The sequence below is a fragment of the Klebsiella sp. 64 genome (assembly GCF_018223915.1).
In the GTDB taxonomy this organism is placed as follows: domain Bacteria; phylum Pseudomonadota; class Gammaproteobacteria; order Enterobacterales; family Enterobacteriaceae; genus Klebsiella; species Klebsiella pneumoniae.
In genome coordinates this window covers 73,769-85,616 of sequence record NZ_JAGRQZ010000034.1, presented here as the reverse complement: position 1 = coordinate 85,616, position 11,848 = coordinate 73,769, and the positions used below count along the sequence as shown (strand labels likewise).

The 11,848-nt window shown below is 64.3% G+C and carries 10 protein-coding genes; 7 read left to right on the top strand and 3 right to left on the bottom strand.

Going from position 1 to position 11,848, the window contains the following annotated elements; translation table 11 throughout:
* The first annotated feature begins 14 nt into the window (after nucleotides 1-14).
* The 4 genes from KHQ23_RS21010 to KHQ23_RS20995 are packed head-to-tail and all read left to right on the top strand — an operon-like array spanning nucleotide 15 to nucleotide 4,457.
* Nucleotides 15-1,517, top strand: a complete 1,503-nt coding sequence (locus tag KHQ23_RS21010; RefSeq protein WP_073553657.1) for a sugar ABC transporter ATP-binding protein — start codon at nucleotides 15-17, stop codon at nucleotides 1,515-1,517.
* Nucleotides 1,514-2,503, top strand: coding sequence for an ABC transporter permease (locus KHQ23_RS21005; RefSeq protein WP_004147555.1), 990 nt, complete (start codon nucleotides 1,514-1,516; stop codon nucleotides 2,501-2,503). Before KHQ23_RS21010 ends, KHQ23_RS21005 begins: the two co-directional genes overlap by 4 nt.
* Nucleotides 2,500-3,504: an ABC transporter permease gene (locus KHQ23_RS21000; RefSeq protein ID WP_047694496.1), complete on the top strand. Its 1,005-nt coding sequence runs from the start codon at nucleotides 2,500-2,502 to the stop codon at nucleotides 3,502-3,504. The genes KHQ23_RS21005 and KHQ23_RS21000 overlap by 4 nt, the downstream gene beginning before the upstream one ends.
* 11 nt (nucleotides 3,505-3,515) lie before the next feature.
* Nucleotides 3,516-4,457: a carbohydrate kinase family protein gene (locus tag KHQ23_RS20995; protein WP_032423916.1), complete on the top strand. Its 942-nt coding sequence runs from the start codon at nucleotides 3,516-3,518 to the stop codon at nucleotides 4,455-4,457.
* Nucleotides 4,458-4,499: 42 nt separating this feature from the next.
* On the opposite strand, the gene KHQ23_RS20990 is transcribed toward KHQ23_RS20995, so the two are convergent.
* The 3 genes from KHQ23_RS20990 to KHQ23_RS20980 are packed head-to-tail and all read right to left on the bottom strand — an operon-like array spanning nucleotide 4,500 to nucleotide 7,642.
* Entirely contained in the window at nucleotides 4,500-5,528 is a 1,029-nt protein-coding gene (locus KHQ23_RS20990) for a 2-hydroxyacid dehydrogenase (protein ID WP_002894255.1), read from the bottom strand.
* Nucleotides 5,525-7,021, bottom strand: a complete 1,497-nt coding sequence (locus KHQ23_RS20985) for an FGGY-family carbohydrate kinase (protein WP_012737637.1) — start codon at nucleotides 7,019-7,021, stop codon at nucleotides 5,525-5,527. Before KHQ23_RS20985 ends, KHQ23_RS20990 begins: the two co-directional genes overlap by 4 nt.
* Before the next feature lie 12 nt (nucleotides 7,022-7,033).
* Nucleotides 7,034-7,642: a methylthioribulose 1-phosphate dehydratase gene (locus tag KHQ23_RS20980; protein WP_002894164.1), complete on the bottom strand. Its 609-nt coding sequence runs from the start codon at nucleotides 7,640-7,642 to the stop codon at nucleotides 7,034-7,036.
* A 451-nt stretch (nucleotides 7,643-8,093) separates the two neighbouring features.
* On the opposite strand from KHQ23_RS20980, the gene codB reads away from it, so the two are divergent.
* The 3 genes from codB to codA are packed head-to-tail and all read left to right on the top strand — an operon-like array spanning nucleotide 8,094 to nucleotide 11,823.
* On the top strand, nucleotides 8,094-9,356 hold the full coding sequence (gene codB, locus KHQ23_RS20975) for a cytosine permease (RefSeq protein WP_002894162.1): 1,263 nt from the start codon (nucleotides 8,094-8,096) through the stop codon (nucleotides 9,354-9,356).
* Nucleotides 9,353-10,588 (top strand): PucR family transcriptional regulator ligand-binding domain-containing protein, encoded by a 1,236-nt coding sequence (locus KHQ23_RS20970; protein WP_038991342.1) that lies wholly within the window; start codon nucleotides 9,353-9,355, stop codon nucleotides 10,586-10,588. Before codB ends, KHQ23_RS20970 begins: the two co-directional genes overlap by 4 nt.
* Nucleotides 10,585-11,823: a cytosine deaminase gene (gene codA, locus KHQ23_RS20965; protein ID WP_032434180.1), complete on the top strand. Its 1,239-nt coding sequence runs from the start codon at nucleotides 10,585-10,587 to the stop codon at nucleotides 11,821-11,823. Before KHQ23_RS20970 ends, codA begins: the two co-directional genes overlap by 4 nt.
* The last annotated feature ends 25 nt before the right edge of the window (nucleotides 11,824-11,848 follow it).

Genomic DNA, 11,848 nt, shown 5'->3' with positions numbered 1-11,848 from the left:
CCGCTGGTCTGGTCATGGAGCAGATCGGTAAACGTTTTGCCAGCGTCACCGCGCTTAATGCGGTTACCCTGCGCCTCAATCAGGGGGAGATTCATGGCCTGATTGGCGAGAACGGCGCCGGTAAATCGACGCTGATCAAGATCCTCGCCGGTGTCTATCAGGCCGACAGCGGCAGCGCCACCCTCGACGGTCACCCGCTGCCCCTTGGCAATCCGGCAGCCATCGAAGCCGCCGGCATCCGCGTTATCCACCAGGAACTGAACCTGATCCCGCACTTTACCGTCGCGGAATCGGTGTTTCTGGGCCAGGAGTATCGCACCCGCTGGGGGGCGCTGGATCGCCGACGGATGAAGGCCGCTACGGCGCAATTTTTCCAGCAAAACTGGCAGCTGGCGATCGACCCCGAACGGCTGGTGCGCGACCTGAGCCTGGCCGAGCGCAAGCTGGTACAAATTGCCCGCGCGCTGATCGACGGCGCAGCGCGGCTGGTAGTGTTCGACGAACCCACCGCCCCCCTGGAGGCGCAGGAGGCCAGTCTGGTCTCCTCCGCCATCCTGCGCCTGCGCGACCAGGGCATTGCCATTCTGTATATTTCCCACTACCTCAATGAGATAGCCACCCTCTGCGACCGCGGCACCGTGCTGCGCAACGGGGAAGTGGTCGGTTACCCGGACCGCGACCTGCTGCAGAATACCGAGGCGCTGATCGCCATGATGGTCGGCCGGGAAATCGACCAGCTGTATACTCCGCGCCAGCGCCCGGCGGCAGACAATGGGGCCACCCCGCTGCTCTCGGTGCGCCAGCTGAGCGACGGGCGGCAGCTGCAGGATCTTTCTTTTGATATTCAGCCGGGCGAAATCGTCGGCGTCGCCGGCCTGCTGGGCGCCGGACGCGATGTGCTGGTCGACCTACTCTACGGCTTACGCCCGGCGGAACGCGGCACCATCCACCTCGAGGGCCGGCCGCGGCGCATTCGTACGCCAAAGCAGGCGATCCGCGCCGGCATGGCGCTGGTGCCACGCGACCGCCGCCATCAGGGGCTGATCCTGCCCTTCACCACCGCCGACAATATTAATCTCGCCTCGCTGCCGGAGACCGCCACCTTTGGCTGGGAGCGGCAGGGTATCGCCGAGCAGAAAGCGCGCGACTGGATAGAACAGCTGGCAATCCGCCCGGGACGCCCGGGGCTGCCGGTACGCTACATGAGCGGCGGTAATCAGCAAAAAGCGATCCTCGCCCGCTGGCTGGGGACCGATGCCCGGCTGTTTATTCTCGATGAACCCACCCTGGGGGTCGATATCGGCGCCCGCCGGGATATTTATCAACGTACGCGCCAGCTGGCCGATCAAGGACGGGCGGTGCTGGTCTCCTCCAGCGACGCCCCCGAACTGCTCGGACTATGCGACCGGATCCTGGTCCTCTGGCGCGGCGCGCTGGCGGCCAATCTGCCCACCCGCGGGCTAACGCTGGACGCCCTGCTGGTGGCGATCAACGGCGGACAGGAGCCTTCACCATGAGTACTGCTATCCAGCGTCGCGGCCGTCCGGGCCTGGCGACGCTGATTGAAAAATTTCCCCTGATCCTGTTTCTGGCGCTGCTGGTATGGCTGAGCGTACAGTCGCCCTACTTTCTCAGCTGGCAAAATATCAGCCTGATGCTGGTCCAGAGCGTTCCGCTGGCGATCCTCTGTTTCGGCCTGGTCTGCGTTATCGCCGTGGGCGGGGATGATGTGGTCTCCGGCGGCATCGACCTCTCCCTGCCGGCGACGGCGGTGCTCGGCGTCGCGCTGCTCAGCCTCGGGCTGGCCGAATGGCACACGCCGTATCTCCTGCTGCTGGCGCTGCTGGCGGCGGTTTGCCTGCTGTGCGGGGCGATCAATGGCTTGCTGGTGCTGGCGGCCGGCCTGCCGCCGCTGCTGGCCACCCTCTCGACCTCGGTGGCGTTTACCGGTCTGACAGATCTGTTGACCGGCCAGCGGCGCATCGCGGTCAGCGATCCGCTGATGGTCGCCTTTCGCGACAACAGCGTGCTGGGCCTGCCCTGGCCGCTGGTCTACCTGCTGGGGGTGTTTATCCTGTTCCAGTTCCTGCTCCACCACTCCCGCTTCGGCCAGCATGTGCAGGCGGTGGGCGGCAATCGCGATATGGCGCAGATGAGCGGCCTGAACGTGCGCCGCTTGACCCTGCTGGTCTGGCTGTTAGCGGGCATTGCCGCCGGGCTGGCTATTCTGCCGCTGCTCAGCCAGGGCTCCGGCAGCTCCAGCGGGACGGCCACGCCGCTGCTGCTGGAGACCGTGCTGGCGACCTTTATCGGCGCCGCCTTCTCGCGCCGTCGGGTGGTCACCATCTGGGGCGCGCTGCTGGGGGCAATCCTGGTCAACGCCCTCTCTAACGGGCTCGGCCTGCTGGGGGTCAATATCTTCTGGATGGGCGCCATTAAAGGCGGCCTGATCCTGGTGGTGCTGGCGGCCTCGGCGGTCAGACACAAAGGAGGCGAGGCATGAGTCAAATCACCCTGAAAACCTCTGCGTCGGCGGAACAGACGGCCAGCAGCCCGCTGGCCTGGCTGTCGCGGGCCGGATTTGGCGTCATCATCCTGCTGGCCATCGCCCTGTTTGGCTGGGCGAATCCGGTATTTTTAACCGTGGATAACTGGGCCAACCTGCTGCAGGGCAGCGCGATCCTGCTGATTGTGGCGATGGCGATGACCCTGATCGTCAGCGCCGGGGCGATTGATCTGTCGGTGGGCGTCGCGCTCGATTTCGGCGCCGCCTTCGCCCTCGTCGCCCTGAAAACCTGGCATCTGCCGTGGCAGGCCGCGGTGGGCTGCGCTCTGCTCGGCGGCGTGCTGATTGGCCTGCTCAATGCCTTTCTGATCCTCATCTGCCGGATCCGCCCCTTCCTCGCCACGCTCGGCACCTGGTTTATCGCCAGCAGCGCCGAGCGCATCTATACCGACGGCGGCGGCGCGATAGCCTATCGGCGGATGGCCCCGGAGTATCACGACCTGGCGGTGGGCAACCTTGGTGGGATCCCCACGCCGGTAGCGATCGTGCTGGCGCTGTGGCTGGCGGCCTGGCTGGTTACCGAGCGCACCCTGTGGGGCAAATATGTCCGCGCCATCGGCCAGAACAGCGAAGCGGCGCGTATCGCCGGGATCCGCGATCGCCTGACCATGCTCGGCGTGCTGGTGACCGCCTCGGCGCTCTGCGCCGTCGGCGGGGTGATCCTCTCCGCCAACCTGTGGCAGTTTACCCCGCTGGCCGGGCAGTCTTACCTGATGGACGCCATTGCGGCAGTATTTATCGGCACTGCCTTTAACCGTCTGGGCCGGGTCAGCATCCTCGGCACCCTCGGCGGCGTGCTGTTCCTTGCCATTATTGATAACGGCCTGAACCTGATGGGGCTCAATTATCTGGTGAAGGACGCGCTGGTCGGCGTGATTCTGGTGGTGGCCCTCGCCCTATCCTTCTGGCAGGCGCGCCTGCGCCAAACGCATCGCTAAACGGGAGAACGATGGCAACCTTTGACGCCGTATTTGTCGGCCTGACTATTCTGGATATCGCCGGGCGGCCGGTGGTGGCGATCCCGCCGCGCGGCGGCGTCGCCTTTATTGAGCAAATTCGCCTCAACCCCGCCGGCACCGCCGCCGGGGCTAATATCAACGCCGCGAAGCTCGGGATCCGCACCGCAGCGGTGGCCTGCCTGGGCGAAGATGAAAAGGCCGACTTTATCCTCGCCAGCTATGCCCGGCTGGGCATCGACTGCTCGCTTATCCAGCGCACCGCGCTGAAGGAGACCTCGGCGACGATCCTGCCGATTCGCCCCAACGGCGAACGTCCGGCCCTGCACTGCCGGGGCGCGTCTGACGACCTGTTTGTCAGTGAAGCGGAATTTGACGCCGTCCTTGACTGTCGTTTCCTGCATCACGGCGGGACCGGGCTGCTGGCGGCAATGGACCAGGGACAGAGCGCGCGGCTGTTGCAGGCGGCCAAAGCGCGCGGAGTCACCACCAGCTTTGACCTTATCGCCCCGAATGAAGAGACCCTCGAACTACTGCGGCCCCTGTTGCCGTCGGTGGATTATTTCATGCCTTCGCTGGAGGAAGCCGCCTTTCTCTCCGGAGAGACGCAGCCGGAGGCCATCGGCCGCTTCTTCCTGGCGCTCGGCGTGGGCACCTGCATTCTGAAAGACGGCGAGAACGGCTCCTGGCTTATCGGCCGCGATGGCGGGCCGCAGCATATTGCGCCGTGGCCGGTCGAGGCGGTGGATACCACCGGCTGCGGCGACAGCTACTGCGGCGGGTTTATTGCCGCACTGGCGCGCGGACTCAGCGTGAAAGCAGCGTGTGACGTCGCCTCGGCGGTGGCCGCGCTGGTGGCGACCGGGATGGGATCGGATGCCGGGGTAGTGGACTGGGAACAGACCCAGGCTTTTATGGCGGCCCATCGCCCCTGACGATGGACCCGCGCCGCTGCAGAACGCGGCGGCGCAAGCGGCTTAACGCCACTGGTACAGCAGCGGCTCCCCGGCGACATAGCGCTGAAGATCGGCGGCAATCATCGCCGTGTGTTTGGCGATACTCTCCCGGGTGGCTCCGGCGATATGCGGCGTGATAATCACGTTATCGAACTCGATGACAAAAGGATGATCGCGCCACAGCGGTTCGCGGTGATAGACATCCAGCGCCGCGCCGCCCAGCGGGCCGTGGCGCAGGGCATCAATCAGCGCTGCCTCGTCGACCACCGCCGCGCGAGAGGTATTGATCAGCAGCGCGCCGGGCTTCATGCTGTTTAACAGCGCGGCATTCACCAGCCCGTCGCTGTGCGGCCCGCTGCTCAGGTGCAGACTGACGATATCCGCCTCGCGGAACAGCGCCTCCAGGGTCGTTTTCTGTAGCCCTGGCTCATTGATATCCTCTGCGGCGACGAACGGATCCACCACCAACACCGCCATGCCGAACGCCCGGGCGATACGCGCCACCCGGCGGCCAATGTTGCCATACCCCACCAGCCCCAGCGTTTTATTGCGCAGTTCACTGCCTTTAAACACTTCATAGGGGCTTTCCGGGCTCACGTCCCAGACCACATCCCGCCGCAGACCCTGCTGGGTGGCGGCGGCGGCATTGTCAGCCTGCGTGAATTCCCCCCGCTTCAGCGCCGCATGGGATTGCGGAATATGGCGCGCCAGGCTGAGCATCAGGCCAAGCGTCAGCTCCGCGGCGGCATCGGCATTGCGCCCCGGGGTGTAGAGCACCCGGATGCCGCGCGCCTGGGCGGCCTGGGTATCAATATTCACCGGATTCGCGCGGGTGCAGGCGATCACCTGCAGGCGCGGACAGGCGGCCATTACCGCGTCCGTCACCTCATCATAGCTGGTCACCAGCACCTCGGCGTCGTGGGCCAGCTCAATCAGCTGACCGGCGCTGAGTTTCGGTTTGCCCAGCGCCCACCCCTCCACCAGCAGCTCGCCCAGCTGGTGGAAGGCGCTAAGGTCGCCAGCATGCTCGGCGGTAAAAACGATTTTCATGGTTGTAGGTCCTGAGAAAGAGGTTGAAGGGCGGCCTGTCTGGCCTGCCATACCGGCAGCATCTGCTCGCGCAGCAGGCGGTAAACGGGATACAGCGCCGCGTAGCGGGCATGCGCCTGAGGGCGCGGCTGATAGCGGGTCTGCGCCAGCGGAGGCGTCTCGGCCAGCGCCGCGACGCTACGGGCCGCCAGGATCGCCGCGCCGCGCGCGCTCAGTTCGTTAAAGGCGCTGGAGACCACCGTGCGTCCGGTACAGTCGGCGATAATCTGCAGCCAGGTCGCCGAGGCTGCGCCGCCGCCGGTCAGATACAGCTCGCCGCCCTGCGGATAACCCTGCAGCGCATCGACAATGGCGAAGGCCAGGCCTTCAAACACCGCGCGCTGCAGTTCGGCGCGGGTGGTGTGCGGGCTAATGCCGAAAAAGCCGGCCCGCGCGTCCGGGCTGTAAAACGGCGCACGTTCGCCATTGAGGTACGGCTGCCAGAAGACGCCGCCGCTGCCTGGCTCCACCGCCGCGATCGCCTGCTCCAGGCGCCCCAGATCGGCGTCTAGCGAAATATGCTGCTGCAGCCAGTCAATGTTTGGCGTACCGGCCTGCATCGGAAACAGGGAGATCACCTGTCCGGCTTCGGTATGGGTGACAAAGCGCGTCGCCTCGTTCACCGTCTGCGGGCCGCGGCAGACGATCCCGGTGCAGCAGGTGGTGCCGAGGATCGTGTAGATATCCCCTTCGTTGACCGCGCCGCAGCCCAGCGCGGCGCTACAGACATCCAGCGCCCCGGCGGCCACCGGCGTCGCGGCGGGCAGCCCGGTCAGCGCCGCCACCGCGTCGCTCAGCGTGCCGGCCAGGGCATCCGGGGCCAGCAGCGGGGGAAACAGCGGCAGCAGTTCGTTCAGCCCCATCTCGTTCATCACCACCGAGGACCAGCTGCCGGTCTGCTGATTGAGTAACGAGCTGCTGGCGTCCGTCAGCTCCAGCGCCGCCACGCCGGTCAGGCGAAAGCGGATCCAGTCCTTGGCGAAAAACAGATAGCGCGCGGCCGCCAGCCGCGCCGGCTGATACTGTTTCAGCCAGTACAGCTGCAGGCTGGTATTGCAGGGCTGCAGGTGGGTGCCGGTATCGGCGAAATAGCGGCGGTCGAAGCCGGGTCGGCGCAGCAGGTCGCTCATCAGCTCGTGGCTGCGGGTATCGCTCCACAGGATCCCCGGGCCCACCGGTTCGCCCTGCTCATCGCTGAGCCAGACCCCCTCCCCTTGCCCGGCGAGGCCGATAGCCCGCAGCCGCCCCGCCTGGAGCGCCGGGTGGCGGGCAATCTGGCGCAGAATAGCCAGCACCGAATGCCACAGCTGGGTCATATCCTGTTCCGCGTAGCCATTGGCCGACAGGCGGGGTGAGGTGTTTTCCGCGGCGCTGGCGCAGGCGGTGAAATGCTGATCAAACAGCACCGCTTTCACCCGCGAGGTGCCAATATCGATACCAAGATAAAAATCCATACCTGCTCCGGCTCAGGGCTCGTAGCGGCGGCGCATCAGCTCGCACTCGAACAGGAACTCCAGCCCCTCCAGTTGACGGCGGGCCTCCTGAATATCTTTCCCCCAGCAGGTCAGGCCGTGGCCGCGCAGCAGAAAGCCGTAGCGCAGCGGGCGCGTTTGCGCATAATCGGCAATCCGCGCCGCCAGGGCGTCAATATCCTGGTCATTATCGAAGATGGCGATCGGAACAGTATCGAGATGGCTATGCTGCCCGCTAAGGGTTTTCTGCATTTCATACCCCTGCAGCGCCAGCGTGTCGCTTTTTTCGATGCGCGACAGCACGGTGGCGTTGACGGTATGCACATGCAGCACCACGTTGGCTTCCGGGAATAGGCGATACACCAGGGTGTGCAGACCGGTCTCGGCCGACGGCTTACGTCCGGAAGGCGCCTGGTTGGTGGCGATCTCAACCTGCAGAAAATCCTCGGTTGTCAGGCTGCCTTTGTCGCGGCCCGACTCGCTTAGCCAGCACCAGGTATCATCCTGACGCACCGACATATTGCCGCCGGTCGCCGGCGCCCAGCCTTTCGCGCCGATCCAATGACAGGTGGTGACCAGTTGCGCGAGTCTTTCTTGCCACATAGCAGTTCCTTAGGTTAGCGATGATTTATTTAGCCGTCTAAATGGCTATTTATCCGATACTAACACCGCTAACCGGAGGGGACAATATTTCAGGAAACACACACAAGACAAATGGTTATATCATAAAAGCATATTAAATAACCTTTATTCACAGTGATTTAACCAACCATTTTCAGTACACCACTATTCTCCACTACTCTCTGGCCAAAAACAGGCGGATCGTCCTGGCTAAAATTCTCCTCCGGCGCCAGGGATGCGCTCACCGCCCTCCTCTGCCCTGGACTGGTGCAAAACTTGGCAGGGTGCACAGTAGAATGGCATTACCCCTCCGGGATCCTTCAATAACTGTGCATGTTGCACACCGCGCGCTATTCCCCGTGCCCGGTTTTTCCTGGCACATCTCTTGCTACTTCCGGCTATCACCGCCCATCTACCAGCCAGAGGTTCCAGGATGTCAAACAGCAATGATTTTCCCCTCGTCGAAGCGCCCGCCGCCGGACGCAAAGGCGTATTTTCCATCGCCATGGTGTTGTTCAGCTTTACCTTTTTCACCGGCACGATGTTCGCCGGCGGTAAACTCGGCGTCTCCTTTTCCATCGTCAATCTGCTGTGGATAGCCGTCATCGGCAACGCCTTGCTGGCCCTCTATGCCGCGTCGCTGGGCTGGATCGCCGCGCGCAGCGGCCTGAATACGGTGCTGATGGGCCGGTTCTGCTTCGGGGAGATTGGCAGCAAGCTGGCCGATTTTATTCTTGGCTTTGCCGAGCTGGGCTGGTACGCCTGGGGCACCGCCACGGTCGCTATCTCGTTGGTGAAGATCCTCGCTCTGCCCGAGGCGCTGACCCAGCCGTTGATGGTGCTGTTTGGTATTCTGTTCTGCGTCACCGCGCTGGTGGGCTACAAGGGGCTGGACGCGCTGTCGCGCCTGTCGGTGCCATTGATGTTTGTGCTGCTGATGGTCTCCATGTATCTGGCGCTGCACCACGCCGGCGGCTGGCAGGCGATGACCCGTATTGCGCCGAGCGACACCATGACCTGGTCGGCGGCCATCACCATGGTCTTCGGCACTTTCGCCAGCGGCGCCACCCAGGCGACAAACTGGACCCGGCTGGCCAACTCCAGCCGGACCGCCATTCTCGCCAGCATGGGCAGCTTCCTCATCGGCAACGGGCTGATGATCGTCGCCGGCGCCTGGTGCGCTATCGTCTATCAACAGGCCGATATCGTTGAAGTGCTGATCCTGCAGGGGCTATCGGTGGCCGCGGTGATCATGCTCTGTCTCAACCTGCTGACCATCCAGGGCCCCACCATCTATAACGTCTCCGCCGCAGCCTGCCATCTGCTGCGCAGCGAACGTCGCCGGACGCTGACCCTCGCCGCCGCCGGGGTGGGCATTGTGCTGGCCATTGGCGGGATGTACGAAATGCTGATCCCCTTCCTCGTGCTGCTGGGCAGTATTATTCCGCCCATCGGCGGGGTGATCCTCGCCGACTACTGGTTCGCCCGCGGCGGGCGCTATCCCCTGCTGCAGAACGCCCGCCTGCCGCGTTTTAACTGGCTGGGACTCGGCGCCTACGCCGCCGGCGCGGTGGTGGCCTATCTTTCGCCGTGGATCGCGCCGCTGGTGGGGATCTCCGTTTCCGCGCTGGTCTATATCGCCCTGACTCTGCTAAGCAAACGCCAGCCTGCCGCCGTCGCGGAGCAGGAGCCATGAGCCTGACGGTCAGCGAACTGCTGGCCCTTGAGGGACTCTCCGCCCTGCGTCTGCGGGCGGGAAAGCAAGGGCTGCAGCGGGCCGTACGCTGGTACTACGTGGCGGAAAATGAACATATCGCCGAGTGGATCATGGGCGGCGAGCTGGTGTTTATCACCGGCATCAACCATCCCCGGGATGAAGCCAACCTGATCCAGTTGCTGATGGAGGGCAAACAGCGCGGCATCGCCGGGATGGTGATCCTCACCGGCGAGGCCTATATCCACGCCATTCCCGCCACGCTGATCGCCCTTGCCGACGAGCTGGGCATGCCGCTGATCGAGCAGCCCTACCTGCTGAAGATGGTGATTGTCACCGAGCGCATCGGCACCGCGCTGGTCCGCAGCGAAAACGTCCTGCAGTCGCAGCGCGACATTCTGATGCAGCTGGTCACCGGCGACTATCCGGACCTGCAGATGCTCCATCAGCGCGCCCTGCACCAGCAGCTCGATTTTACCCATCCGCTGCGGCTGGCGGCGCTGCGTCTGGATGGGCTGTCCCGCCTGTTTCGCCAGTTCCCGCCCGAACAGGCCGAAGCCTGGCTGCTGCAGGCCCACCGCAGCGTGCGTCAGCAGCTGCAGCAGCAGCTCAACCAGCAGGGCAACCCCTTCCCGCTGCTGGAGCGCAGCAACATGTTCCTTTTCCTGCTGCCGGATGAGGAGGGGGAAGGCTTTCAGCAGAAAAAATGGCTACAGCAGTGGCTGCAGGCGCTGGCGGACGGAGAGGAGAGTTTGTCGCTGCTCTGCGGCCTCTCCGCGCCGGTCAGGCAGCTGCAGGGCTACCCGCGGGCGCTGTCGCAGGCGCGCCAGGCGCTGGATCTGTGCGATACCCTGCGGCCGACCCAGCGCATCAGCGACTATCAGCAGCTGGGGTTTATCAAACTGCTGTCCGCGGTCAGCGACCCGGCGCTGCTCAACGATTTTATGCACGACACCCTCGGCTGCCTGATCGAGCCGGGCCGTAAAGCGCCGTGGCTGCTGCTGGAGACCCTCGAGACGCTGCTGCAGGAGAACGGCAACGTGGTGCGGGCCGCCGACCGGCTGGGTCTCCATCGCAACACGTTGCATCAGCGCATCCAGCGCATTGAAAAACTGACCGGCTACCCGGTCAGCCACCCTCAGTTTCATCTCAACGCCTCGGTCGCGCTGGTGATCTGGCGTTTATCGCAAAACCATTTACAGGACCCACCATGAAAATTATTAACGCTCGCCTGCGCCGCCAGGAGGCGCTGTTTACCCTTGACCTGCAGGACGGGATGATTCACCGCATCACCGCCCAGGCCGCGATGCAGACTGCCGACGCAGGGGCTATCGACGCCCGGGGCCGGCTGGCGATCCCGCCCTTCGTCGAGCCGCATATCCATCTTGACGCCACCCTCACCGCGGGCGAGCCGGAGTGGAACCGCAGCGGCACCCTGTTTGAAGGCATCACCCGCTGGAGCCAGCGCAAAGCGAGTATTACCCCGGAGGACACCCGTCAGCGAGCGCTGAAAACCATCGGCATGCTGCGCGATTTCGGGGTCCAGCACGTCCGCACCCATGTGGATGTCACCGACCCGTCGCTGGCGGCCCTGCAGGCGCTGCTGGCGGTGAAACAAGAGGCCGCCGATCTCATCGATCTGCAGATTGTCGCCTTTCCGCAGGAGGGAATCGAATCGTATCCCAACGGCCGGGAGCTGATGACGCGCGCCATCGAGATGGGCGCCGACGTGGTGGGCGGCATTCCGCACTATGAGAACACCCGCGACAAAGGGGTCAGCTCGGTGATGTTTTTGATGGACCTCGCCCAGCGTTACGGCCGCCTGGTGGATGTCCACTGCGATGAAATCGACGATCCGCAGTCGCGTTTCCTCGAAGTGCTAGCGGAAGAGGCGCGGGTGCGCGGCATGGGGGCGCAGGTCACCGCCAGCCACACCTGCGCGATGGGCTCTTATGATAACGCCTACTGCTCAAAGCTGTTTCGCCTGCTGAAAGCCTCGGGGATCAACTTCATCTCCTGCCCGACCGAAAGCATTCATCTGCAGGGCCGGTTTGACAGCTGGCCGAAACGGCGCGGCGTCACCCGGGTGGCGGAGCTGGATCGCGCCGGCATCAATGTCTGCTTTGCTCAGGACTCGATTCAGGATCCGTGGTATCCGTTGGGAAACGGCAATATCCTGCGCATTCTGGATGCCGGACTGCACATCTGCCATATGCTCGGCTATGACGATCTGCAGCGCTGTCTCGACTTTGTCACCGACAACAGCGCCCGGGCGCTGTGTCTGGGCGATAACTACGGCCTCGCCGAAGGCCGCCCGGCGAACCTGCTGATCCTCGATGCGGAAAACGACTACGAGGCCGTCCGTCGTCAGGCACGGGTGCTGACCTCCATTCGCCACGGCAGGGTGATTTTGCAGCGTGAGGTGGAGCACATCCGCTACCCGGCATAGGGCGCAAGGCGCTGCGCGACGACGC